This is a genomic window from Kribbella sp. NPDC004875 (assembly GCF_042873375.1).
GTDB lineage: Bacteria > Actinomycetota > Actinomycetes > Propionibacteriales > Kribbellaceae > Kribbella.
In genome coordinates this window covers 609,200-633,632 of sequence record NZ_JBIALI010000002.1, presented here as the reverse complement: position 1 = coordinate 633,632, position 24,433 = coordinate 609,200, and the positions used below count along the sequence as shown (strand labels likewise).

The 24,433-nt window shown below is 68.6% G+C and carries 18 protein-coding genes, 1 tRNA gene and 1 pseudogene; 6 read left to right on the top strand and 14 right to left on the bottom strand.

Annotated features, from left to right (window positions below):
- Positions 1–8 precede the first annotated feature (8 nt).
- Positions 9–2,723, bottom strand: coding sequence for a DNA polymerase I (polA, locus tag ACFYRH_RS14065; protein ID WP_387775282.1), 2,715 nt, complete (start codon positions 2,721–2,723; stop codon positions 9–11).
- Positions 2,724–2,809: 86 nt separating this feature from the next.
- Between polA and ACFYRH_RS14060 the strand changes: the two genes are divergently transcribed.
- A complete protein-coding gene (locus tag ACFYRH_RS14060; protein WP_387775279.1) occupies positions 2,810–3,217 on the top strand; it encodes a hotdog fold thioesterase in 408 nt (135 codons plus the stop codon).
- Here ACFYRH_RS14060 and ACFYRH_RS14055 read toward each other — a convergent pair.
- The gene (locus tag ACFYRH_RS14055; RefSeq protein WP_387773428.1) at positions 3,180–3,782 is read right to left on the bottom strand and encodes a GNAT family N-acetyltransferase; all 603 of its coding nucleotides are present in this window, start codon (positions 3,780–3,782) and stop codon (positions 3,180–3,182) included. The two genes, ACFYRH_RS14060 and ACFYRH_RS14055, sit on opposite strands and share 38 nt — an antisense overlap.
- A gap of 127 nt (positions 3,783–3,909) precedes the next feature.
- On the opposite strand from ACFYRH_RS14055, the gene ACFYRH_RS14050 reads away from it, so the two are divergent.
- A complete protein-coding gene (locus ACFYRH_RS14050) occupies positions 3,910–4,650 on the top strand; it encodes a DUF554 domain-containing protein (RefSeq protein ID WP_387773425.1) in 741 nt (246 codons plus the stop codon).
- 18 nt (positions 4,651–4,668) lie between these two features.
- On the opposite strand, the gene ACFYRH_RS14045 is transcribed toward ACFYRH_RS14050, so the two are convergent.
- From ACFYRH_RS14045 to ACFYRH_RS14010, 8 genes and pseudogenes are all read right to left on the bottom strand, one after another.
- On the bottom strand, positions 4,669–5,385 hold the full coding sequence (locus ACFYRH_RS14045; protein ID WP_387773422.1) for an ABC transporter ATP-binding protein: 717 nt from the start codon (positions 5,383–5,385) through the stop codon (positions 4,669–4,671).
- Positions 5,382–6,341, bottom strand: coding sequence for an ABC transporter ATP-binding protein (locus ACFYRH_RS14040; protein WP_387773419.1), 960 nt, complete (start codon positions 6,339–6,341; stop codon positions 5,382–5,384). The genes ACFYRH_RS14045 and ACFYRH_RS14040 overlap by 4 nt, the downstream gene beginning before the upstream one ends.
- On the bottom strand, positions 6,338–8,053 hold the full coding sequence (locus ACFYRH_RS14035; RefSeq protein ID WP_387773416.1) for a branched-chain amino acid ABC transporter permease: 1,716 nt from the start codon (positions 8,051–8,053) through the stop codon (positions 6,338–6,340). The genes ACFYRH_RS14040 and ACFYRH_RS14035 overlap by 4 nt, the downstream gene beginning before the upstream one ends.
- Positions 8,050–8,931, bottom strand: coding sequence for a branched-chain amino acid ABC transporter permease (locus ACFYRH_RS14030; protein ID WP_387775276.1), 882 nt, complete (start codon positions 8,929–8,931; stop codon positions 8,050–8,052). The genes ACFYRH_RS14035 and ACFYRH_RS14030 overlap by 4 nt, the downstream gene beginning before the upstream one ends.
- 81 nt (positions 8,932–9,012) lie before the next feature.
- A pseudogene (locus ACFYRH_RS14025) lies at positions 9,013–9,366 on the bottom strand (branched-chain amino acid ABC transporter permease); the annotation flags it as partial.
- A gap of 84 nt (positions 9,367–9,450) precedes the next feature.
- On the bottom strand, positions 9,451–10,692 hold the full coding sequence (locus ACFYRH_RS14020) for a branched-chain amino acid ABC transporter substrate-binding protein (RefSeq protein WP_387773413.1): 1,242 nt from the start codon (positions 10,690–10,692) through the stop codon (positions 9,451–9,453).
- A 181-nt stretch (positions 10,693–10,873) separates the two neighbouring features.
- Positions 10,874–11,464, bottom strand: a complete 591-nt coding sequence (locus ACFYRH_RS14015; protein WP_387773410.1) for an ANTAR domain-containing response regulator — start codon at positions 11,462–11,464, stop codon at positions 10,874–10,876.
- A 16-nt stretch (positions 11,465–11,480) separates the two neighbouring features.
- Positions 11,481–12,251 (bottom strand): transcriptional regulator, encoded by a 771-nt coding sequence (locus ACFYRH_RS14010; RefSeq protein ID WP_387773407.1) that lies wholly within the window; start codon positions 12,249–12,251, stop codon positions 11,481–11,483.
- 90 nt (positions 12,252–12,341) lie between these two features.
- Between ACFYRH_RS14010 and ACFYRH_RS14005 the strand changes: the two genes are divergently transcribed.
- Positions 12,342–12,415, top strand: a tRNA-Leu gene (locus tag ACFYRH_RS14005).
- Between the two features lie 35 nt (positions 12,416–12,450).
- Positions 12,451–13,200 (top strand): transcriptional regulator, encoded by a 750-nt coding sequence (locus ACFYRH_RS14000; protein WP_387773405.1) that lies wholly within the window; start codon positions 12,451–12,453, stop codon positions 13,198–13,200.
- A gap of 56 nt (positions 13,201–13,256) precedes the next feature.
- Here ACFYRH_RS14000 and pyk read toward each other — a convergent pair whose 3' ends face one another.
- From pyk to gltB, 4 genes are all read right to left on the bottom strand, one after another.
- Entirely contained in the window at positions 13,257–14,708 is a 1,452-nt protein-coding gene (gene pyk, locus ACFYRH_RS13995) for a pyruvate kinase (protein ID WP_387773402.1), read from the bottom strand.
- A 99-nt stretch (positions 14,709–14,807) separates the two neighbouring features.
- Positions 14,808–16,358: a metallophosphoesterase gene (locus tag ACFYRH_RS13990; RefSeq protein WP_387773399.1), complete on the bottom strand. Its 1,551-nt coding sequence runs from the start codon at positions 16,356–16,358 to the stop codon at positions 14,808–14,810.
- Between the two features lie 72 nt (positions 16,359–16,430).
- Positions 16,431–17,897 (bottom strand): glutamate synthase subunit beta, encoded by a 1,467-nt coding sequence (locus ACFYRH_RS13985; protein WP_387773396.1) that lies wholly within the window; start codon positions 17,895–17,897, stop codon positions 16,431–16,433.
- Positions 17,897–22,420: a glutamate synthase large subunit gene (gene gltB / locus ACFYRH_RS13980; protein ID WP_387773393.1), complete on the bottom strand. Its 4,524-nt coding sequence runs from the start codon at positions 22,418–22,420 to the stop codon at positions 17,897–17,899. Before gltB ends, ACFYRH_RS13985 begins: the two co-directional genes overlap by 1 nt.
- A gap of 251 nt (positions 22,421–22,671) precedes the next feature.
- Here gltB and ACFYRH_RS13975 point away from each other — a divergent pair, with 251 nt between their 5' ends.
- Complete coding sequence (locus ACFYRH_RS13975; protein ID WP_387773390.1) at positions 22,672–23,505, top strand: phosphotransferase family protein; 834 nt, start codon at positions 22,672–22,674, stop codon at positions 23,503–23,505.
- Positions 23,506–23,533: 28 nt separating this feature from the next.
- Positions 23,534–24,391, top strand: a complete 858-nt coding sequence (locus ACFYRH_RS13970) for a phosphotransferase family protein (protein ID WP_387773387.1) — start codon at positions 23,534–23,536, stop codon at positions 24,389–24,391.
- Positions 24,392–24,433 lie beyond the last annotated feature (42 nt).

Below are 24,433 nucleotides of genomic sequence, written 5' to 3'. Positions count from 1 at the left end.
GTCATGGGTCAGTGGGCGGCCTCGTGCCAGGTGCGGCCTACGCCTACCGAGACGTCGAGGGGGACGGCCATCTCGACGGCGTGGCCCATGTCGTGGCGGACGAGTTCTTCCAGGGCCTCGCGTTCGCCGGGGGCGATCTCGAAGACCAGTTCGTCGTGGACCTGGAGGAGCATCCGGGACTTCAGGCCGGAACCGCGCAGCGAGCTGTCGACCTTGAGCATCGCCATCTTGATGACGTCCGCCGCCGAGCCCTGGATCGGGGCGTTCAGGGCCATCCGCTCGGCCATCTCGCGGCGCTGGCGGTTGTCGCTGGTCAGGTCCGGCAGGTAGCGCCGGCGGCCCAGGATCGTCTCGGTGTACCCGGTCTTCCCGGCGTCGATCACGATCGACCGCAGGTAGTCCCGGACCCCGCCGAAGCCCTCGAAGTACTCGTCCATCAGGCCCTTGGCCTCGTCCACACCGATCTTCAGCTGCTGACTCAACCCGTACGCCGAGAGGCCGTACGCGAGCCCGTAGTTCATCGCCTTGATCTTCGCGCGCTGCTCCTGCGTCACGTCGGACGGCTCCACGGAGAACACCCGGGACGCGGTCACCGAGTGGAAGTCCATCCCGGAGTTGAACGCGTCGATCAGGCCCTGGTCCTGCGAGACGTGCGCCATGATCCGCATCTCGATCTGGCTGTAGTCCGCCGACATCAGCGACTCGTTGCCCTCGCCGACCACGAACGCCTGCCGGATCCGGCGGCCCTCCTCGGTGCGGATCGGGATGTTCTGCAGGTTCGGCTCGGTGGAGCTCAGGCGGCCGGTCGCCGCGATGGTCTGGTTGAACGTCGTGTGGATCCGGCCGTCCCGCGGGCTGATGGTCTTCAGCAGCCCCTCGACCGTCTGCCGCAACCGGGTCGCGTCCCGATGCGCCAGCAGGTACGCCAGGAACGGGTGCTCGGTCTTCTCGAACAGCGCCTGCAGCGAGTCCGCGTCCGTGGTGTAACCGGTCTTGGTCCGCTTCGTCTTCGGCATCTGCAACTCGTCGAACAGCACCACCTGCAGCTGCTTCGGCGACCCGAGGTTGATCTCCTTCCCGATCACCTCGTACGCCGCCGTCGCCGCCTCCCGCACTCCGGTGGCGAACCGCTCCTCGAGCTCCTGCAGGTACGCCCGGTCGACCGCGATCCCGTCGCGCTCCATCGAGGCGATCACGTGGATCAGCGGCAGCTCGACGTCCGCGAGCAGCGCCGTACCGGCCTGCTTCTCGAGCTCGGCGTCCAGGGTGTCGGCGAGATCGGCGATCGCACGGGCGCGGAGCATCGTGTGGTCCGCGGCCGGGCCACCCTCGACGTCGTCGAAGCTGAGCTGGCCGTTCTCCGCCTCTTCGTTGCGCAGCTCGCGCTTGAGGTACCGCACGGTCAGGTCGGCGAGGTCGTAGGCACGCTGGTCCGGACGGACCAGGTACGCGCTGAGCTGGGTGTCGGAGCTGAGGCCGCCGAGCGTCCAGCCGCGCTCCAGGAAACCGAGCAGCGGACCCTTCGCGTCGTGCAGCGCCTTCGGGTACTTCTCGTCCGCGAGCCAGGCCTGCCAGGCCGACTCGTCGTCGGGCGTCATCGCGGTCGGGTCGAACCAGGCCGCCGCGCCGGACGTCGTCGCCAGCGCGAGCCCGGTGATCTCGCCGGTGCCGCCGCCCCAGCTGCCCTGCACCGCCACGCCGACCCGGTCGCCGCCACTCACGTGCTCCTTGAGCCAGGCCGCCACCTCGCCCGGCTTCAGCTGCACACCGTCGAGCTCGAAACCGTGGTCGACGGTCGCGTCGACCTCCTCGTGCTCGGCGACCAGCCGCTCGCGCAGCACCCGGAACTCGAGGCTGTCGAACAGCGTGTGCACCTTGTCCCGGTCCCACGGGACGCGGGCCAGGTCGTCGACCGTGACGTCCAGGGACAGGTCGCGGACCAGCTCGTTGATCTGCCGGTTCCGGATCACGTCGGCGAGGTGCTCACGCAGCGACTCACCAGCCTTGCCCTTGATCTCGTTCACCCGGTCGATCACGTCGTTCAGCGAGCCGAACTGGTTCAGCCATTTCGCCGCCGTCTTCGGACCGACACCGGGAACGCCCGGCAGGTTGTCGCTCTGCTCGCCCACCAGCGCGGCGAGATCCGGATACAGCCGTGGGCCGACGCCGTACTTCTCCTCGATCGCGGCCGGGTCCATCCGGGCGATCTCGGACACGCCGCGCTTCGGGTACAGCACCGTGACGTCCTCGCTGATCAGCTGGAACGAGTCCCGGTCACCGGAGCTGATCAGCACCTCGAAGCCCTGCTCGGACGCCTGCGTGGCGAGCGTCGCGATGATGTCGTCGGCCTCCCAGCCGTCGATCTCCGTGGTCGGGATCCGGAGCGCCTCCAGCACCTCCTTGACCAGCGAGATCTGGCCGCTGAACTCGTCCGGCGACTTCGACCGGCCGGCCTTGTACTCCGCGTACTGCTCGGTGCGGAAGGTCTTGCGGGAGACGTCGAACGCGACGCAGATGTGGGTGGGCTGCTCGTCGCGGAGCATGTTGATCAGCATCGAGGTGAACCCGTACACCGCGTTGGTGTGCTGGCCGGTGGTGGTGGAGAAGTTCTCCACCGGGAGCGCGTAGAACGCCCGGTAGGCCAGCGAGTGCCCGTCCAGCAGCAGGATCCGCGGTCGCCCGGTGCCCGGGGCCGCAGTGTCCCCCGCGGACGGAGCTGTCATCGTCGAGGTGTTGGTATCTGGAGCCACACACCGACTCTAGTGGGTCCCACGGACACTTCTGGCACACTGCTTCCGTGACAGATGAAATGAGCCTCGGGCCAGGGATGGGCATGGAGGGCACGCTCCTCCAGCTGATGGGAATCGTTGTCACCGAGGCGGCACCGGACCGGGTGGTCGCCACGATGCCGGTCAAGGGCAACACCCAGCCGTACGGTCTGCTGCACGGCGGTGCGTCCTGCGTGCTGGCCGAGAGCCTGGGCTCGATCGGGTCCGCACTGCACGCGGCGACGTACGGGAAGGTCGCGGTCGGCGTCGACATCAACGCCACCCACCACCGGGCGGTCCGCGAAGGCGTGGTGACCGGCGTGGCGACCCCGATCTACCTCGGCCGGACGACGACGTCGTACGAGGTGGTCGTCACCGACGAGCGGGACAAGCGGGTCTGCACCGCGCGGATCACTTGCCAGCTGATTCAGGCTCCGCCGGGGAGCTGACCGCGCCGAGCTGCGCGCGCCGGGCCACCGCGGAGCGTCGCGACGAGAGCAGGGCGAGCAGGCTCGGCGCCTGCTCGGACGCCAGCCGGCGACGCACCGTGTGCGTGTTCGCATACCGCAGTACGCCGGCCTGGCCGAGACCGAGACGGGCCAGGAACCGGTTCGCCTCGCGGGCGCTGGCGGGCGCGACGACGGCGAGATGGGCGCAGTTCTCGTGCTCGGCCCAAGCGACCGCCTCCGCGATCAGCGCCTTGCCCAGGCCGTGCCGGCGGGCAGTGTCACTGACGTGCAAATACTCGACGGTGACTGTGGTGTCCTCGTGCAGCGGGCTGACCGCCGTACGGCGCAGGTACGCCATCGCGTGCACCTGACCGTCCAGCTCGCCGACCAGCAGCCGGCCGAACGGATCTCCCAGGTGTTTGCTGACGGCAACCTCCGCGGCGGCCGGCGACGGCGCGGCGGGGAGCCGGGACGGCAGCCCGGCGGCGGTGGTCAGCTCACCCCACAAAGTGACGAGGGCGCCGGCATCCCCCGGCTGGGCGTCCCGCACCTCGATGGCTGCCACCACAGCGACCCTCCTGCTCAGGTCCACCCCCGAGGTGAACAGACGGGCCGATACGCTCGTCCTCGCGCAACAGTAGGCCGTCGGGGGTCACATGCAAAGCTGACCAGAGCTGTCCGGAGGGACCAGGGTGTTCATCGGAATCGGGACCGTCGTGAACGTCGCGACGGTGCTCGTCGGATCGGTACTCGGCGTACTCGTCGGGCACCGTCTCAGTCACCGCACCAGGGACCTGGTCACCGACGCGATCGGACTCGTCACACTGCTGATCGCCATCTCCTCCGCGCTCACTGTCGGGGACAAGGCGCTCAGCGACGCGGTCGGCGACAGCGCACCGATCCTCATCGTGCTGGGCGCGATGCTGATCGGCGGGATCATCGGCTCGTTGCTGCGGATCGAGGAACGGCTGGAGGAATTCGGCGGCTGGATGCAGCGCCGGTTCGACCGCGGCGAGGGGCGGAGCACGTTCGTCGAGGGCTTCGTCTCGTCGTCGATGGTGTTCTGCGTCGGGCCGCTGACGTTCCTCGGCGCGCTCTCCGACGGTCTCGGGCGCGGGGCGGACCAGCTGTTCCTGAAGGCGGTCCTGGACGGGTTCACGTCGATCGCGTTCGCCGCGTCGTTCGGCTGGGGAGTCGCGGCATCCGCGCTGGTGGTGCTGGTGGTCCAGGGGTCGATGACCGCGGTCGGTGCGCTCCTGGGCGACGTATTGCCGGATGCGCACGTGACCGCCCTCGGCGCGACCGGTGGGGTGATGCTCATCGGCGTGGCACTCAGACTGCTGAAACTCAAGCAGGTCGCGGTCGCCGACCTGCTGCCGGCGCTGATCGTCGCGCCGCTGCTGGTTCAGTTACTCGTTGTCATCCGCAACTGAACCAGCAGCAACGCCTCGTCAGTCCTCGCCGAGGTAGGCCTTGCGGACCTCGTCGTTGACCAGCAGGTCCCGGCCGCTCCCGGACAGCACGATCTTCCCGACCTCGAGCACGTACCCGAAGTCGGCGCGCTTCAGGGCCGCCTGCGCGTTCTGCTCGACCAGCAGGATCGTCGTACCCTGCTTCTGCAGCTCGGTCACCGTGGACATGATCCGCTTCATCATGATCGGCGACAGACCCATGGACGGCTCGTCCAGCATCAGCAGCTTCGGCCGGCTCATCATCGCCCGGCCCATCGCCAGCATCTGCTGCTCACCACCGGAGAACGTCCCGGCCGGCTGCTTACGCCGCTCCCCCAGGATCGGGAACAGGTCGTACGCCGACTGCAGGTCGGTCCGCACGCCCGCGGGATCGCGGCGCGCGAACGCCCCGAGCATCAGGTTCTCCTCGACCGACAGCCGCGGGAAGATCCGCCGGCCCTCGGGCGAGTGCGCCAGACCGCGGGTGACGATGTCGTGCGCCGCCACGTGGTCGATCCGCTCGCCCTGGAACCAGATCTCCCCGCCGGTCGGCCGGAGCAGACCGGAGATCGTCTTCAGCGTGGTGGTCTTGCCGGCGCCGTTGGTGCCGATCAGCGACACCACCTGCCCCTGCTCCACGCTGAAGCTGATCTTCTTCACGGCCTGGATCTTGCCGTAGGCAACTTCCAGGTCCTTGACCTCGAGCATCGCGGTCATGCGCCCGCCTCCCCCGGCGTCGAGTCCTGCGCCCTCGAGTCCTGCGGTTCGTCGTCCTCGTCGTCCTCGCCGGTGCCGATGTAGGCCTCGATCACCCGCGGGTCGGACTGCACCTCCTCCGGGGTGCCCTCGATCAGGGCCTGCCCCTGGACCAGGCAGAGCACCCGGTCACACAGGTTGAAGATGAACCGCATGTCGTGCTCGATCACCACGACCGACAGCCCGGAGTCCCGGATCTTGAAGATCAGGTCCATCGCCTGCCGGGTCTCCTGCGGGTTCATACCGGCCGTCGGCTCGTCCAGCAGGATGAGCTTCGGGTCGGTGGCCAGCGCCCGCGCGATCTCGAGCCGGCGCTGGTCGCCGTACGGCATGTTCCGGGCCAGGTGCTCGGCCGACCGGCCGAGGCCGACGAACTCGAGCAGCTCCTGCGCCCGGACCCGGGTGGCCGCCTCCTCGCGGCGGAACTTCGGCCCGCGCAGCACCGAGGTGAGCGCGCCCGCGCTGGTCCGGCAGTACCGCCCGACCATCACGTTCTCCAGCGCGGTCATGTTCGCGAACAGCCGGATGTTCTGGAACGTCCGCGCCATCCCCGCCCGGACCACGGCCCGCGGCTTCGGCGGCAACGGCGTCAGCGGGGCGAGCGGCTGCACCGGCACCGCCGCGCTGCCCTCGGCCTCGGTCTTCGAGACCTTCGGGGCCTTCGGCGCCTTCCGCGGTACGCCGGCGAACCGGACCTGCCCGCTGGTCGGCTTGTAGAGCCCGGTGAGGCAGTTGAAGAACGTCGTCTTGCCGGCGCCGTTCGGGCCGATCAGACCGACGATCTCGCCCTCGCGGACGGTCAGGTTGACGTCGTTCACCGCCAGCAGACCACCGAACCGCATGGTCACGCCGGAGGCCTCCAGGACCGGCTCGCCGATCGGCCGTGCGGCCGCGGGCCGGCTTTCGGTCACCGTCATCTCGCCTCCTCGACAGCCAGCCGTTCCTCTTCGACTTGGACGGCGAGTTGCTCGTCCTCCTCGTGGAACTCCAGTTGCCGGCGTTTACTCGCGACCAGACCCTCCGGCCGGAACCGCATCATGAGCACCAGCAGCAGACCGAACAGCAGCAGCCGGTACTCCGAGAAGAACCGCAGCTTCTCCGGCAGCAGCTTCAGGATCGTGGCACCCAGCAGGACACCGGCGATGGTGCCCATACCGCCGAGCACGATCGCGGCGAGCAGGAACGCCGACTCCAGGAACTGGTACTGGTCCGGACTGACCGCGGCGTCCTGGTGGGCCTTGATGGTGCCCGCCAGACCGGCCAGGAACGCGCCGACCGCGAACGCCAGCAGCTTCAGCCCGAACGTGTTCACGCCCATCGCCTCGGCGGCCTTCTCGTCCTCCCGGATCGCCACCCAGCCACGGCCGATCCGGCTGTTGTTCAGCCGGGCGAAGACCAGGATGACGAAACCGATCAGCAACAGCAGGAGGAAGTAGTAGTTCGAGAAGCGGCCGAGGTCGATCCCGGCGATCGTGTGGTCCTTACCGAAGTCGAACCCACCGACCTTCAGGTCCGGGATACCGGGCACACCGTTCGGTCCGTTGGTCAGGTTCGGGCCGTTGTTGCCGTCCAGGTTGCCCATCGAGAACCTGAAGATCTCACCGAAGCCGAGCGTCACGATCGCCAGGTAGTCACCCGAGACCCGCAGTGTCGGCGTACCGATGATCAGGCCCAGGATCGCGGCCACGCTGGCACCGACCAGCATCACGACCAGGAACGGCGGCTTCCACCCGACGGTGGCGAACGCCGAGTTCGACAGTACGGCGGCCGTATAGGCACCGGCGCCGAGGAACGCGACGTACCCCAGGTCGAGCAGACCGGCCAGCCCGACGACGATGTTCAGGCCCATCGCGGTGGCGCCGAAGATCAGCACCTGGTTCGCGATCGACATGTTCGCGTCGGACCCGTTCTGGGTGAACGGGAACAGGAACGCGACCACGAACGCCGCGAGCGTCAGCACCCGCTTGTGCCGCTGCGAGGCGAACCCGAGCCACGTCAGTACCCCGGTCCGGAACAGCGCCACGGCGACCACCGCGACGAACACCAGACAGAGGATGAACGACCACGCGTCCTGCAGGCCGAGCGCGTACGCGGCGACGAACAGGATCGCGGCCATCAGTACGGCGATCGCGAGGATCTCGAACCAGCCCGGAAGCTTCGCCTCGCTCAGGTCCCGCAGTTGCCGCAACGGCATCAGCCAGCCCGACACCGCGATCAGCAGCGCACCGACGAGCGAGACGTACGCGCCCGGGTTCACGTTGATCAGGCCGGCGGACTCGGTGCCGATGGCAACGAGGATCAGGACCATGTAGAGGGAGAGACCGGCCCCGAGGGTCCGCAGTCCGAGGGTCGCGTCCAGCCAGGACCCGAGCCTGGTCAGCGGGCCCTTCTCGGCCAGCAACAGCACGAGCGCCAGCAGCGCGCCGACGATCGTGAGGATCTGCAGGCCGCCCGGGTAGAAGTTGATCGACAGGTCGTTCAGGATCGTGCCGTCGTAGCTCCACGACAGGAACGAACCAACGATCACCAGCGCCACGCCGGCCAGACCCAACGGCCAGGCGATCGGCTTGCCCGGCTTCTTCACCGCGCCCGCGGTCGCCTGATCCACAGGCGTCTTGACGTCCGTCATGCCCGGTCCACCACCCTCGCGCCGAGCAGGCCCTGCGGCCTGAACACCAGAACCAGAATCAGGATCACGAACGCCCAGACGTCCTTCCAGGTGCTCCCACCGAACTGGCCCGGAATGTACTGCGTGGCCATCGCCTCGATCACGCCGAGCACCAGACCGCCGACGACCGCGCCGAACACGTTGCCGATACCGCCCAGAACCGCGGCGGTGAACGCCTTCAGACCGGCCAGGAAGCCCATCCGGAACTCGATGTTGTTGTTCTGCAGACCCTGCGAGACACCGGCGATCGCCGCCAGTACCGCACCGAGGGCGAACGCGACCACGATGATCCGGTCGACGTTGATACCCATCAGGCGGGCGGTGTCCGGGTCCTGCGACACGGCCTGCATACCGCGACCGAGCCGGGTCCGGTTGATGAAGAACCACAGGATGACCGAGCACACCACGAGCGCCCCGACCGTGAAGATCGCGGACCGCTGGATGGTCACTCCGCCGACCTGCAGCGCCTGGCCGGTGACCACGTCGATCTGCGGGAACGGGATGCGCTGCTTCGCGCTGGGCCAGTCGACCTGGTTGATGAACTGCTTGAACAGGATCCAGCCGAGCTCCGCGGCGACCGCGGACACGACGGCCGTGACGGCCACCGTCTGGGCGCTGATCTGTACCTGCGCCCGCGGCTTGGTCAGGATGCCGGTGAGCAGACCCAGCACGGTGCCGATGACCGCGCCGCCGACCATGGCGACCGCGACGTACAGCACGGTCACGTCAGGGCTGAGCAGCCGCAACACGATCCAGAACGCGATCGCACCACCCGCGGCGCCGAGCAGCGGGCCACGGTCGTACCACTTGGTGACCGGGTGGTCGAGGTTCGACTTCACCTGCCGGCTGCCGATGAAGTACCCGCCGCCGAGCGCCAGACCGGCGAACACCACCGCGGTCCAGCCCGGACGTTCGTAGAACAACCGGACGAACTCCTGCAGGAACACCGAGATACCGATCGCGGTGATCAGTGGTGCCAGGCGTGGCGCGTTCCGCAGGGGACGGTACGCGACACGTTCCATCGACACCGCCGTGCCGACCGACGCGATCATGGCGCCGACGATCATGATCGGCAGGATCCACAGGTTGGTCTTGCCGTTGAAGAACAGCAGGTACGTCGTCAGTGCGCCGAACGCACCGATCATGAACACCTCGCCGTGGGCGAAGTTGATGAGCTGCACGATGCCGTAGACGACGGTGTATCCGACGGCGATCAGGGCATACAGCGAGCCCAAGGTCAGCCCGTTGACGAGCTGCTGGAAGAACTGGTCCACGTCGACCTCCCATCTGCCTCAGTTATGACACGCCACGGGGGTGGGAGGATCGCTCCCACCCCCGAGACATGAGGTCGACTTTGCTTACTTGTCTTCGAACGCCTTGGTTTCGACGGTGGCCCACTTGCCGCCGGCAACCTTGTAGACGGTCAGCACCTTGGAGGTGGTGTCGCCGTACTGGTCGAAGGCGACCTTGCCGGTCACACCGTCGAACGAAACCTTGCTCATGGCATCGACCGTGGCCTGACGCGCGGACTCGACGTCCTTGGCGTCCTTCAGCGAGGTCTTCAGCGCGTTGATGATCGCGTTCGCGGCGTCGTAGGAGTAGCCACCGTAGGCGGCGTACGGCTCCTTGTAGTTCTGCGCGTTGTAGTCGGAGACGAACTTCTTCGCCGACTCCAGCGTGTCGACCGGGGCACCGACCGAGGTGGCCAGGTCACCGTCGCTGGTCTTGCCGGCCAGGCTGATGTACTTCGGGTCGAAGATACCGTCACCGCCCATCAGCGGGACGTTCAGACCGGCGGCCTTCATCTGCTGCGAGAGCGGACCGGCCTGCGGGTACTCACCGCCGTAGTAGACGGCCTGCGGGTTCGACGGCTTGATCGCCGAGATCACGGCCTGGTAGTTCGAGTCGTCCGGGTTGATGGTCTGGGCCTGGACGACCTGACCGCCGAGCTTCTTGAACTCCTCGGTGAAGGTGCCGACCAGACCCTGGCCGTAGGCCTTCTTGTCGTGGATGGTGGCGACCTTGGTGATCTTCGCGGTCTCGTACAGGTACCGGGCCGCGAACGGGCCCTGGACCGCGTCGGTCGTGCAGGTCCGGAAGTACGTCGGGTACGGGCGCTTCGGGTCCGTCTGCCAGTTCGCACCCTGGGTCAGACCCGGGCCGGTGTTGGCCGGCGAGACCTGGACGATGTTCTTCGGCGCGAGCACCGGCTGCACCTGCTGGCTGACACTGGTGTTCAGCGTGCCGACCACACCGATCACGTCGGGGTCACCGGCCAGCGCGGTGGCGGCGTTCTTACCGGGGTCCGGCTTCGCCTCGTCGTCCTTCGGCACGACCTCGAGCTTCCAGCCCGGGATCGCGTTGGAGTCGTTGGCCTGCTTCACGGCCAGCTCGACGGAGTGCTGGATACCCAGACCCAGGGCCGACAAGTCTCCGGACAGCGGTGCGATGACGCCGATCTTGGCAGTCTTCGTCGACCCTCCGGAGCTCCCCCCGGAGTCGTTGCCACTGCGTGAACCGCAGGCAGTCAGGGCCAACGACGCAACGATCAGCGACGCGCCGACCCTTACTACGGAACGCTGGTGCACTGTTCCTCCCATGTCTGGATAGTCCGGCAAATCCCCGGACTCTCGCGTTTGCCGCGAGCACCCGCAGGTTAGACCTCGGGCGGCTCTTCAAGCGATGTCACGGAACGTGTGTTGTGAGGTCGTTACAGCGGTAAGCAGCATGGGTTCAATTGGTTGCTGTACGCCCGCTCAGCGCTGATGAGCGGAGAGTGATTCAGTCGCTACTGCCCGCCTCGTCAACCACCAACTGCGCGACCTGGCGCATCGAAACTCTTTTGTCCATGGCGGTTTTCTGGATCCACCGGAACGAGTCCGGTTCGGACAGCCCGAACTTCGTCTGCAGGATCGACTTCGCCCGGTCGACCAGCTTGCGGGTCTCCAGCCGGTCGGCCAGGTCCGCGACCTCACGCTCCAGCTCCGCGAGCTCGACGTACCGGGACGCGGCGATCTCGATCGCGGGCAGCAGGTCGGCCTTGGAGAACGGTTTCACCAGGTACGCCATGGCGCCGGCGTCGCGGGCCCGCTCGACCAGCTCCCGCTGCGAGAACGCGGTCAGCATCAGCACCGGCGCGATCCGCTCCCCCGCGATCTTCTCGGCGGCACTCAGCCCGTCCAGCTTCGGCATCTTCACGTCGAGGATCACCAGGTCCGGCCGCTGCTCGATCGCCAGCCGGATCGCTTCCTCGCCGTCCCCCGCCTGCCCGACGACGTCATACCCCTCTTCCGCGAGCATCTCGGCCAGATCCATCCGGATCAACGCCTCGTCCTCAGCGATCACCACACGCTTAGCAGTCACACCCGACACCTTATCGATCCCCCACTCACGACTTCGGACCGACGAACGTGTCGAGCCTCGCGACCCCCTCCTTCCGGCTGACCGCGATCACGTTCCGTCGCGACTGGCGCCAGGCGATCCCGAGCAGGTCCAGAGCGTCGGTGAGAATCCCGCGAATGTCCTCCGACTCGTTCGAGAACATGTACCGCGGGTAGTAATACCGCTTGCCGTCCGCCGTACTCGCCCAGTTCAGGAACCGGCACCCGTCGGAGTGGAACAGCCCGCGCAGCAACTGTTCGGGGTACTTGGCGACAATCTCCCGCTGCCAGTCGACCAGCTCGATCTTCCGCAAGTGCTTCCGCCCCGGCCCGTGCTGCGGAAACAGACAGGGCCAGTGCTTCCACCTGGCCTCGACCCGGATCGCGCCCCTCCCGCCGCGCAGACACGGACTCGCGGTCGGCTTGACGCGCCGGATCGTCGCGGCAATCTCCTGATTGAGATCGGCGTACCGCTCGTCGTTGATGATCTGCAACGTGAACACCCCGCGTCTGGCCCGAGCGATCGACCCGTCTCCCAGGTACCACCCCAGCAACAACGCGTACGCCGCCTCATCGAGCTCGGCGCCGTCGCACCGAGGACAAGGCGTTCCCTGGAACCCCGTCCCCCGCGGCAGCCCGCGCCGCTGATACAGCCGCCGCCACCGCCGGATGGTCTTGATCGCCACACCATGGATCTCGGCGTTGACCCGATCAGTCACCCCCGCGTCGGACATCCGCAACGCGGAGTCCACCGTCTCCTGCGACCTGATGTACCCCATGCCTCATGCTCCAGGAGAGCACCGACAGTTTTTGGACGTCGTGCCGATGCACGAGCACCGATGGCGATGCGCTAACATCTGATTCACCACGCCCTGGTATTCCAATTGGCAGAGAATGCGGATTCAAAACCCGTAAAGTGTGGGTTCGAGTCCCACCCAGGGCACAGAAAGTGTCGGCGGCGCCCGCGAGACTTCGTTCATGTACGACGAACGCGTGCGGGCGATCGCACTCGCGGCGATCTCCGCAGGCGAGAGTCTCAACTCGATCAGCAAACGTCTCGGGCCGAGTCGATCCACCCTGCGTGACTGGCGCGATGGCGATCGGTGCCCGCCGCGTCCGAATGACTGTCCGATCTGCAGTGACGAGACGCCGCCTGCGCCGTCGTACTCGCATCTGCTCGGGTTGTATCTGGGCGACGGCTGCCTGTCCGAACACAGGCGCGGCGTCTATGCGCTACGGATCGCGTGCGACGACGCGTACCCGCGGCTGATCGATGAGGCCGCCGGCGTCATGTCCGCCGTACATTCAAGTCGGCCGGTCCACCGGGTCCAGGCGATCGGCTACACCTCGGTCGTTTCGTACTGGAAGCACTGGCCCTGTCTGTTCCCGCAGCACGGGCCGGGACCGAAGCACCAGCGGACGATCGAGCTGGCGCAGTGGCAGCGCCAGATTGTTGCCGAGTACCCCGAAATGTTCCTGCGCGGGCTGTTCAACTCGGACGGTTGCCGGGTTGCCAACTGGGCGACGCGCAGGGTCGGCGGTCAGACGAAGCGGTACGAGTATCCGCGGTACCAGTTCTCCAATGAGTCCGCGGACATCATGGGCCTGTGTCAGTGGGCGCTCGATCTGCTCGGCATCCCCTGGCGGATGCCGAGGCCGAACGCACTCTCCGTAGCCCGCCGCGAAGGAGTCCGCAGGCTCGACGCCTTCATCGGGCCCAAGGGCTGAACATGCGCGAGGCGGACGGTCCGTGGACCGTCCGCCTCGGCTTCAGCCGTCTGTGCTTACGGGTTGGGGCTGCGGTAGGCGGGGGCGATGCCTTCGATGGCGTCGCCCATGCGGTGGACTCGGAGGGCGTTGGTGGAGCCGGGGATGCTGGGCGGGGAGCCGGCGACGATGACGACCAGGTCGCCCTTGGAGAGGATGCCGAGTTCGAGGAGGCGCTGGTCGACCTGGCGGACCATCTCGTCGGTGTGGTCGACGGTCGGGACGATGTGGGTCTCGATACCCCACACCACGCTCAGCCAGGAGCTGACCGACGGGACCGGCGTGAACGCGAGCAGCGGGACCTCGGTGCGGTAGCGGGCCAGCCGGAGCGCGGTGTCGCCGGACTGGGTGAACGCGATCAGGTACTTCGCGTCCAGCCGCTCGGCCACGTCGGCGGCCGCCCGGGCGATCACGCCGCCCTTGGTCTTCGGCTCCCACTCGATCGACTGGACCCGGCTGAGGCCGTGCTCCTCGGTCGACTCCACGATCCGGGCCATCGTCTTGACGGTCTCGATCGGGAACCGGCCGACGCTGGTCTCACCGGACAGCATCACCGCGTCGGCACCGTCGAGGACGGCGTTCGCGACGTCGGACGCCTCGGCGCGGGTCGGCCGCGGCGCGGAGATCATCGACTCCAGCATCTGGGTGGCGACGATCACCGGCTTCGCGTTCAGCCGGGCCTGGTCGATGATCAGCTTCTGGACCAGCGGGACCTCCTCGAGCGGGAGCTCCACGCCGAGGTCACCGCGGGCCACCATGAACCCGTCGAACGCCTCGATGATCTCGTCCAGGTTGGCGACCGCCTGCGGCTTCTCGATCTTGGCGACGACCGGGAGCCGCAGCCCCTCCTCGTCCATGATCTTGTGCACCAGCTTGATGTCCGACGCGTCGCGCACGAACGACAGCGCGATCATGTCGGCCGGCAGGTGCAGCGCCCAGCGCAGGTCCTCGGCGTCCTTCTCGGACAGCGCGGGCACGCTGACCGACACACCCGGCAGGTTGATGCCCTTGTGGTTCGAGACCGGGCCGCCGACGGTGACGCGGCAGACCACGTCGGTCTCGGTGACCTCCTCGGCGACGAGCGCGATCCGGCCGTCGTCGATCAGCAGCTGGTCCCCCGGGTTCACGTCACCCGGCAGACCGTCGTACGTCGTCCCGCAGATGGTCTGGTCACCAGGCACCTCCCGGGTGGTGATCGTGAAGCGCTCGCCGTAGGTCAGTGTTGCCTTGCCTTCGGCGAACTCGGCCAGCCGGATCTTCGGGCCCTGCAGGTCGACGAGGATGCCGACGTTGCTCCCGGTCTCCGCCGCGGCGGTACGGATCCGCTGGTAGATGCGCTCATGCTCGGCATGGGCGCCGTGACTCAGGTTGAGCCTTGCGACGTCCATACCTGCTTGGACGAGTTCCGTGATGCGCTCCGGGGCGGCCGTAGCCGGGCCGAGCGTACAAACGATCTTTGCGCGACGCACGTCACACAACCCTACTCCTGCAAACCACTGGGCCTGCTGGTCCGCCCCCGTTACTGGACGGTTAACGGCTGATGGCAATCGACCACAAAGCCTGAATCGTCAAGAAGACAAGGGGGTGTAGGCCCCGACGGTGACGTCGCCACTCGGCTGCGCGGTGACCGTCTGGAGGCCGACCGGCGCGCCTTTCAGGTAGGTGAGCAAGGTGACCTCACCGGGTTTGCGCAGCGTGTACCCCAGCGCGAACGCGTACGCCGCTCCCCCGGTCGTCCCGTTCGTGTACGTCGTGACCGCGCGCCCGTCGACCACGTTGTGCTCGGGACCGACCTGGCGGTGCAGATGACCGGACACCAGCAGGCTCGCACACCCGCGCTCGGCGGTGTCGGCGTACGACGACGGGTCGTGCACCACCATCGTCGAGATCCGCTTGTTGTCAGGCTGGTCACAGGCGACGTCCGCGAGCCGCTTCGACTGGTGCTCGATCGTCTCGTCACCTGGACTGTCCGCGCTGCCGAGCCCGGTCCGCGTCGGGTCGCTGTCGCCGAGGAAGCGAATCCCCTCGACCTCGACCGGCTTGCTGTCGAGCACCGTGAACCCGCTCTTGCGCATGAACTCCTCGACGTGCCCGCCGGCGTCGTGGTTGCCGGCCACCGCGACCACCTTGAAGTCCTTGAAGTGCTGCTTCAGCGAGTTGATGCTGAACGCTTCCCAGCTCTGGCCGGACGACGTGTCGTCGCCGGCGTCGATCAGGATCTTCGCGCCGCCGGCCTTCGCCACGGCGGCCGCGAACCCGTCGATACCGATGTTGTCGTGCCGGTCCGAGACCAGCAGGGCGACCTTCTCGTCCTTGCTCGGCTCGTGGATCTGCGGCGCGACGTCGGCCACCCGGTCCTTCAGCCGGCCGTACAGCTCGGTCGACCTCCGGTACGTCTCGACCAGGGTCCGGATCACGCCGACGCCGCCGGTGGTGGAGAACCCGGAGGCGACCTCCACACTCTTCAGCCGGTCGTCGAAGGACAGCTCGGGAAGCAACTTGGACAACGGCTGCCACTGCGTCGGCGGTACTTCGGCCTGCCGCATCCGCCCGGGTCCGTAGATCGAGGCGATGGTGATCAGCATCGCCACCAGCACCACGATCGCGCGGTGCTCGAACCGCCGCTCGTGCCGGTGTACCAGGTGCCATAGCTCGCGCCGTCGCCGTTTGCCGACGGCCGTCCAGAGGGTCGCGACCAGCACCACGACGAGCAGGCCCGTGCCGGCGCCGGCGACCGCGTTGTCGACCGCCATCTCCTGGATGACCTGCTTGATCCGCCCGATCTCGCCGTCGGGCTGCGAGGCGATCAGGGTGTCGCGGGTGAGCAACTCGGTGAGGTTGGCGGCGTCGGTCTCCTGGACGTCGATGTTGACGCCGATGCCGGCCGGGGCGTCGGACGGGATCCGCAACCGCGGCAGCACCGCGCCCAGGTCGAGGGTCGCGTGCCCGTCGAACGTCGGTGACACGGTCGCCGCGTGGGCGCCGATCGTGACCCGCTCGGAGTCGTTGACGAATCCGAGCAGCCCGACCAGCACCGAGGTCACGACGAAGAGCAGACTGAGCCCGGCCCACGGCGCCATCGCACGGAGCCGGGCCTTGGTCACCAGGCGCGTATCCACCGTTCCAACCTACCGAGCGGCACCACCCCGGGCACCGACCACCGTCGCGGGTCGGGGCCCGAGGTGATCTCCTCAGACCGCCAGCGGGCGGGCGGTCGGCGGGATCGGGGTGGGCAGGGTCGACGAACCGGTCAGGTGGGCGTCGACGCCGCCGGCGCAGGACCGGCCCTCGGCGATCGCCCAGACGATCAGGGACTGACCGCGACCGGCGTCGCCGCAGGCGAACACCCCGTCGACCGTGGTCTGGTACCGCTTGTCCCGCTTCACGTTGCCGCGCTCGTCGAGCTCGACGCCGAGCTGCTCGAGGAAGCCCTCGCGCTCCGGGCCGACGAAGCCCATCGCGAGCAGCACCAGCTGCGCCGGGATGGTCCGCTCGGATCCCTCGACGGGGTTGAACTTCCCGTCCTTGAACTCGACCTCGACCAGGTTCAGCCCCGCGACGTTGCCGTCGGCATCGGCCTCGAAGTTCACCGTGGAGACGGCGTAGACCCGCTCGCCGCCCTCCTCGTGCGCGGACGCGACCCGGTAGATCATCGGGTACGTCGGCCACGGCTGGTGCCCGGGCCGGTCGTCGCCGGGCCGCGGCATGATCTCCAGCTGGGTCACCGACCGCGCGCCCTGCCGGTGCGCCGTGCCGAGGCAGTCGGCGCCGGTGTCACCGCCGCCGATGATCACCACGTCTTTGCCGGTGGCAACGATCTGGTCCTCGACGGTCTGGCCGAGCGCGACCCGGTTGGCCTGCGGCAGGTACTCCATCGCCTGGTGGATGCCGCCGTACTCACGACCCGGCACCGGGAGGTCGCGGGCCGCTGTCGACCCGGTCGCGATCACCACCGCGTCGTAGCGCTGCTTGAGCTGGGTGCCGGTGACGTCCACGCCGACGTTGACGCCGGAGCGGAAGACCGTGCCCTCTTCCTTCATCTGCTGGATCCGGCGGTCGACCTGAACCTTCTCCATCTTGAACTCCGGGATGCCGTACCGCAGCAGGCCGCCTGGAGCGTCGGCGCGCTCGTAGACCGCGACCGTGTGGCCGGCGCGGGTGAGCTGCTGGGCGGCGGCCAGGCCGGCCGGACCGGAGCCGACGACGGCGATCGTCTTACCGGTCAGCCATTCCGGCGGCTGCGGCTTGACGTCGCCGGTCTCCCAGGCCTTGTCGATGATCGCGACCTCGACGTTCTTGATCGTCACCGGGTCCTGGTTGATCCCGAGTACGCACGCGGTCTCGCAGGGCGCCGGGCAGAGCCGGCCGGTGAACTCCGGGAAGTTGTTGGTCGCGTGCAACCGCTCGATCGCGCTCGACCAGTCGTCCCGCCAGACCAGGTCGTTCCACTCCGGGATCAGGTTGCCCAGCGGGCAGCCGTTGTGGCAGAACGGGATGCCGCAGTCCATGCAGCGGCCGGCCTGCTTGGTGATGATCGGCAGCAGCGCCTTGCCGGGCCCGCCGGGGTAGACCTCTTTCCAGTCCTGCACCCGCTCGGCGACCGGCCGCCGGTCGGCGACCTCCCGCCCGGTGGTCAGGAATCCCTTGGGGTCAGCCATCAGATGGCCTCCATCATCGCTCGCGTGGTGGCGTCCTCGTCCAGGCCGTCGCGCTCGGCGGCCGCCTTGGCCGCCAGCACCCGGGCGTAGTCGCGGGGCATCACCGTGGTGAACCGGGAGGCGGCCGCGGGCCAGTCGGCGAGCAGCTTGGCCGCCCGTTCCGAACCGGTCTCCTCGTGGTGCCGCCGGACCAGGTCCTGCAACAGGTCGGACTCCTCCTCGTCGGCCGGCCGCAGATCGACCAGCTCCGGGTTGACGAGGGCGGGGTCCAGGTCGAGCACGTGGGCCACGCCGCCCGACATGCCCGCCGCGAAGTTCCGGCCGACGGCGCCGAGTACGACGACGCGCCCACCGGTCATGTACTCGCAGGCGTGGTCGCCGACCGCTTCGACGACCGCGGTCGCGCCGGAGTTCCGGACACAGAACCGCTGGCCGGCGCCACCGCTGATGAACAGTTCGCCGGACGTCGCGCCGTACGCGATCACGTTGCCGGCGATGATCTGGTCGGCCGCGTCGAACCGGGCGTGCCGGTCCGGGCGGATGACCACACGGCCACCGGACAGACCCTTGCCGACGTAGTCGTTGGCGTCGCCCTCGAGTCGCAGGGTGACCCCGCGCGGCACGAAGGCCGCGAACGAGTTGCCGGCCGACCCGGTGAAGGTCAGGTCGATGGTGCCGTCGGCCAGACCGGCCGCGCGGTACCGCTTGGTGATCTCGTGGCCGAGCATGGTGCCGACGGTCCGGTTGACGTTCCGGATCGCGAGCTGCGCCCGGACCGGTTCACCGTTGTCCAGCGCGGGTGCGCAGATCCGGATCAGCTCGTTGTCGAGCGCCTTGTCCAGGCCGTGGTTCTGCTCGACGGTCTGGTGCCGGGACGCGCCCTCGGGCAGCGACGGCACGTGCAGGATCGGCGTCAGGTCCAGGCCGTCGGCCTTCCAGTGGTCGACCGCGCGCTGGATGTCCAGTACTTCGGCGTGCCCGATGGCCTCGTCCAGGGTCCGGAAGCCGAGCTCCGCCAGGTACTCGCGGACCTCCTCCGCGATGAACTCGAAGAAGTTCACCACGAACTCCGGCTTGCCCGAGAAGCGCGACCGCAGGACCGGGTTCTGGGTGGCGACGCCGACCGGGCAGGTGTCCAGGTGGCAGACACGCATCATGATGCAGCCCGACACGACCAGCGGCGCGGTGGCGAAGCCGTACTCCTCCGCGCCGAGCAGCGCCGCGATGACGACGTCCCGTCCGGTCTTCAGCTGACCGTCGGTCTGTACGACGATCCGGTCCCGCAACCCGTTGAGCAGGAGGGTCTGCTGGGTCTCGGCCAGACCGAGCTCCCACGGACCACCCGCGTGCTTCAGCGAGGTCAGCGGCGCCGCGCCGGTACCACCGTCGTGACCGGAGATCAGGACGACGTCCGCGTGGGCCTTGGAGACACCCGCGGCGATCGTGCCGACACCGACCTCGGAGACCAGCTTCACGTGGACGCGCGCCTGCGGGTTCGCGTTCTTCAGGTCGTGGATCAGCTGCGCCAGGTCCTCGATCGAGTAGATGTCGTGGTGCGGCGGCGGCGAGATCAGGCCGACGCCGGGCGTCGAGTGCCGGGTGCTCGCCACCCACGGGTACACCTTCGGGCCGGGCAGCTGCCCGCCCTCGCCGGGCTTCGCGCCCTGCGCCATCTTGATCTGGATGTCGTCGGAGTTCGTCAGGTACTCCGCGGTGACGCCGAAGCGGCCGGACGCGACCTGCTTGATCGAGCTCCGCCGGGCCGGGTCGTACAGCCGGTCGGGGTCCTCGCCACCCTCACCGGTGTTCGACTTGCCGCCGAGCTGGTTCATCGCGATCGCCAGCGTCTGGTGCGCCTCCATGCTGATCGAGCCGTAGCTCATCGCGCCGGTGGAGAACCGCTTGACGATCGCACTGACCGGCTCGACCTCGTCGATGGGGATCGGCTGCCGGTCGGACTTGAAGCCGAAGAGTCCGCGCAGCGTCATCAGCCGCTCGGACTGCTCGTCGACCTTCGACGTGTACTGCTTGAAGATGTCGTAGCGCCCGGTCCGGGTGCTGTGCTGCAGGCGGAACACCGTGTCCGGGTCGAACAGGTGCGGCTCGCCCTCGCGGCGCCACTGGTACTCGCCACCGATCTCGAGCTTGCGGTGCGCGGGCAGGATTCCGTCCGCCGGGTATGCCCGCAGGTGCCGGCGACGGACCTCCTCGGCGACCGTGTCCAGGCCGACGCCGCCGAGCTTCGACGACGTACCGGTGAAGTAGCGCTCGACCAGCTCGGGAGCCAGCCCGTTCGCCTCGAAGATCTGGGCACCCGTGTACGACGCGACGGTCGACACACCCATCTTCGACATCACCTTGAGCACGCCCTTGCCGAGCGACTTCACCACGTTGCGGACTGCCTGCTCCGGCTCGACGCCCGGCAGGTAGGTGCCCCGGCGCGCGAGGTCCTCGACGGACTCCAGCGCGAGGTACGGGTTGATCGCGGCCGCGCCGTACCCCATCAGGAGCGCGACGTGGTGGACCTCACGGACGTCACCGGCCTCGACGACCAGGCCGACCTGGGTCCGGGTCTTCTCCCGGACCAGGTGGTGGTGTACCGCGGCGGTCAGCAGCAGCGACGGGATCGGAGCGCTGTCGGCGTTCGAGTGCCGGTCGGACAGCACCAGGATCCGGGCGCCGTCGTTGATCGCGGCGCTCGCCTCGGCACACAGCTCGTCGAGCCGGGCCCGCAGCGCCTCGCCGCCGCCCTCCACGTCGTACACGCCGCGCAGGACCGTGGTGGCCAGGCCGGGCATGTCGCCGTCGAGGTTGATGTGCCGGAGCTTGGCCAGCTCGTCGTTGGTGATCACCGGGAACGGGATCACCACCTGCCGGCAGGACGCCGGGCTCGGGTTGAGCAGGTTCGACTCCGGGCCGAGGCTGGACGACAGCGAGGTCACCAGCTCCTCGCGGATCGCGTCCAGCGGCGGGTTCGTGACCTGGGCGAACAGCTGCGCGAAGTAGTCGAACAGCAGCCGCGGCCGGTCGCTCAGGACGGCGATCGGCGTGTCGGTGCCCATCGAGCCGATCGGCTCGGCGCCGGACTTCGCCATCGGGGTGAGGATGACGCGCAGCTCCTCCTCGGTGTACCCGAAGACCTGCTGGCGCCGGGTCACCGACGCGTGGCTGTGCACGACGTGCTCACGCTCGTGCAGGTCCTCGAACCGGATCAGGCCGGCATGCAGCCATTCGTCGTACGGGTGCTCGGTGGCGAGCGCGTTCTTCACCTCGGCGTCGGTGATGATCCGGTGCGCGTCGACGTCGACCAGGAAGATCCGGCCGGGCTCGAGGCGGCCCTTCTCGGTCACCGTCGCCGGGTCGATGTCCAGGACACCGGCCTCGGACGCGAGGACGACGAGACCGTCCTCGGTCACCCAGTACCGCGAGGGGCGCAGACCGTTGCGGTCCAGCACCGCGCCGACCTTGGTGCCGTCGGAGAAGACCACGGACGCCGGGCCGTCCCACGGCTCCATCAGCGTCGAGTGGAACTCGTAGAACGCGCGCCGCTTCGGGTCCATCGTGGCGGCGTTCTCCCACGCCTCCGGGATCATCATCAGCATCGCGTGCGGCAGCGAGCGGCCGCCGAGGTGCAGCAGCTCGAGCACCTCGTCGAACGACGCCGAGTCCGAGGCTCCCGGCGTACAGATCGGGTAGAGCTGCTCGAGGTCGCCCGGGATCAGGTCGCTGGCCAGCAGCGCCTCACGGGCGCGCATCCAGTTCCGGTTGCCCTGGACGGTGTTGATCTCACCGTTGTGGGCGATGTACCGGTACGGGTGGGCGAGCGGCCAGGACGGGAACGTGTTCGTCGAGAACCGCGAGTGCACGACGCCGATCGCCGAGGCGAGGTCGGGGTCGGTCAGCTCGGGGAAGAACTTGTCCAGCTGATCGGTCGTGAGCATCCCCTTGTAGGTGATGGTCCGGCCGGACAGCGACGGGAAGTAGGTCTCGGTCTCCTTCTCGGCGCGCTTGCGCAGCCGGAAGGCCATCCGCTCCAGCGCCAGGCCCAGCACCCGGCCGGCCTTCGCCGCGACGAAGAGCTGCTTGAACGTCGGCATCACCGAGCGCGCGGTGGCGCCGAGCAGGTCCGGCGTGGTCGGGATGTCCCGCCAGCCGACCACCGTCAGCTGCTCCTCGGCCGCCAGCTCCTCGATCCGGGCGACTGCCTTCGCGGCGTCGTCGGGATCGGCCGGCAGGAACGCGATACCGGTCGCGTAACTGTGCGCGGCGGGCAGCTCGAACTCGCACACCTTGCGGTAGAAGGCGTCCGGCACCTGGATCAGGATGCCCGCGCCGTCGCCGGAATCCGGTTCGGCGCCGGAGGCACCGCGATGTTCCAGGTTCCGCAGGGCGGTCAATGCCTTGGCCACGATGTCGTGGCTCGGTTCACCGGTCAGGGTCGCGACGAAGGCAACACCACACGCGTCGTGCTCGTGCAATCCGTCGTAGAGACCCTCGCTCGGGAATGGGGGGCGACCAAACATTCAGGAGCTCCCGTCGTCCTACGGTCAACACAACTGGCCGCGGGACAACACTGGCCCAAGCCGGGAGTCCCGAGACTACCTCATGACGCCCGCCTGACGGACTTTCTGTCCACCGCGAAACGCCTTGATGACCCACAGTAAGCAAGCGCTCACTACTAGCCTCCTATCTTCCCAGCAGAGGGCACCCGCAACCACCCACGCCACCTGAAATTCACCTGCTGAGACCCGCCTGGTGCTGATAGGCCGGTGCCATGCCGTGGCACCCCTCCCCCGACTGGCAAGCGCTCACCCCAGGCACCGGACAGGCCACCGGTGGCGTGTGGCGAACGCCTGACGGCGCGGTGGTCAAGCGCCTCCTCCCCGGCGTCGAGGACCCGCGCCACCACGCCTACTGGGAGCGGCAGGCGCTGGTCGCATCGTCGCGGATCGTGGCCGGCACGCGAGGCCTCCGTACGGCGGAATGCCTCGGGGTCGAGCGCGATGTGGACGGAATCACGGTGCGGATGGCGTACGTCGCTCCGTCGGCGTGGGCTCCGGAGGGCCTGGCTGCGGCTCTGGGGCGGTTCGCAGCGTGTTCGGTGGCCGAGCCTGCCTGGGGTGCCCGGGACGTACTTCGGGACCGCCTGGCGACCGTAGAGCGGCGCGGCGGGTGGTCTGTACTGACGCGGGCGAGCCGGGCGACGCCGGCGATCGAGGCGCTGTGGAAGCACCGGGACAACGCGCTCGCCGTTCTCGACGCGCTCCCCCAGGTCCCGACGCACGGGGACGCCCATCCGGTGAATCTGCTCGGCCGCGACGGGGACGACGTGGTCGCGATCGACTGGGAGCAGTTCGGCCTCGGCCCGGTCGGCTTCGATCTCGCCTACCTGCTCCTCGGGGTCGAGGTACCGATGGACGAGCTCGTCGCCGCGCATGGCGGAGAGGGCAGAGAGGTACGACGCGGTACGGCGATCGTCGCGGCGTACACCGGGGTGTCTCGGGCAGCGTGGGCGTTGACGCAACCAGACCAGGGCGACCATCTCGCGCGGCTGGCCCGGCTGTCGGGAGTGGTGGAGGAGGCGGCGCAGATCGTCGTACCCCGATGATGAGCCTGGCCGGTGGTAGACCTGCGCGATGCGATGGGAACCTGGGCGGGACTGGACGCTGCTCGCCGCCGGTACCGACATCACCCACGGCGGGGTGTGGCGGACGCCGGACCGGCAGGTCGTCAAGCGGCTGATCCCCGGCGACGATCGGCCGAGCCGGTACGCGTACTGGCGCCGTCAGGCCGAGCTGGCGAGCTCCGGGCTCCTCGAGCTGACGAGCGGCCTGCGCGCGCCGCGGTTCCTCAAGGCAGAGACCGATCCGGACGGCATCACCCTGTGGTTCGAAGCGGTCGCGCCGAGCCCGGTGACGCCTGAGGAGGCAGCTGCCGCGCTCGGGCGGTTCGGGTTGAACCAGCTCGAGCCCGCCCGTTGGTTCTCGCGGCAGATCCTGCGGGATCGGCTGGCGGACGACGCAGTACACGGCGGTTGGGCGGCTTGTGCCACGGCCGAGGACCTGCCGGCCGGCGTACGGCGGTCCTGCGGCCTGCTGTGGACTCGGCGGGAGGAGGTACTGGCGGAGCTCGATCGGCTCCCGCAGCTGCCCGTCCACGGTGACGCGCACCCGCTCAACCTGCTCCGGCGCGACGGAAACGATGTGATCGCGGCGGACTGGGACCAGTTCGGCATCGGCCCGTTGGGGTTCGATCTGGGCTATCTCCTGCAGTCCACCCGCGCACCGGCCGAGAACCTCGTCGCCGCGTACCAAGCAGGCAGTTCGTCCGCGTTCCCGGCGGAGCAGGTACGGCGCGGCGCCGTCCTGACCGCCGCGATCACGCTCGTCGCGCGAGCCGCGTGGGCCCTCGCGCAACCCGATCCCGTCGATCACGTACTGCGCTTGACCGAGCTGTCCCCGATCGTCGAAGAAGCCGTCAACCACCCGTCGTAGAAGGCCGAATCGCGGGTGAAGATGGTTCCTGGCCGAGCGAGC

Bases quoted from the DNA above. Each gene is read 5' to 3' on its own strand.
- polA (WP_387775282.1), bottom strand. From the start codon at position 2,723: ATGACAGCTCCGTCCGCGGGGGACACTGCGGCCCCGGGCACCGGGCGA.
- ACFYRH_RS14060 (WP_387775279.1), top strand. From the start codon at position 2,810: ATGAGCCTCGGGCCAGGGATGGGCATGGAGGGCACGCTCCTCCAGCTG.
- ACFYRH_RS14045 (WP_387773422.1), bottom strand. From the start codon at position 5,385: ATGACCGCGATGCTCGAGGTCAAGGACCTGGAAGTTGCCTACGGCAAG.
- ACFYRH_RS14040 (WP_387773419.1), bottom strand. From the start codon at position 6,341: ATGACGGTGACCGAAAGCCGGCCCGCGGCCGCACGGCCGATCGGCGAG.
- ACFYRH_RS14035 (WP_387773416.1), bottom strand. From the start codon at position 8,053: ATGACGGACGTCAAGACGCCTGTGGATCAGGCGACCGCGGGCGCGGTG.
- ACFYRH_RS14020 (WP_387773413.1), bottom strand. From the start codon at position 10,692: ATGGGAGGAACAGTGCACCAGCGTTCCGTAGTAAGGGTCGGCGCGTCG.
- ACFYRH_RS14010 (WP_387773407.1), bottom strand. From the start codon at position 12,251: ATGGGGTACATCAGGTCGCAGGAGACGGTGGACTCCGCGTTGCGGATG.
- ACFYRH_RS14000 (WP_387773405.1), top strand. From the start codon at position 12,451: ATGTACGACGAACGCGTGCGGGCGATCGCACTCGCGGCGATCTCCGCA.
- ACFYRH_RS13985 (WP_387773396.1), bottom strand. From the start codon at position 17,897: ATGGCTGACCCCAAGGGATTCCTGACCACCGGGCGGGAGGTCGCCGAC.
- gltB (WP_387773393.1), bottom strand. From the start codon at position 22,420: ATGTTTGGTCGCCCCCCATTCCCGAGCGAGGGTCTCTACGACGGATTG.
- ACFYRH_RS13975 (WP_387773390.1), top strand. From the start codon at position 22,672: ATGCCGTGGCACCCCTCCCCCGACTGGCAAGCGCTCACCCCAGGCACC.
- ACFYRH_RS13970 (WP_387773387.1), top strand. From the start codon at position 23,534: ATGCGATGGGAACCTGGGCGGGACTGGACGCTGCTCGCCGCCGGTACC.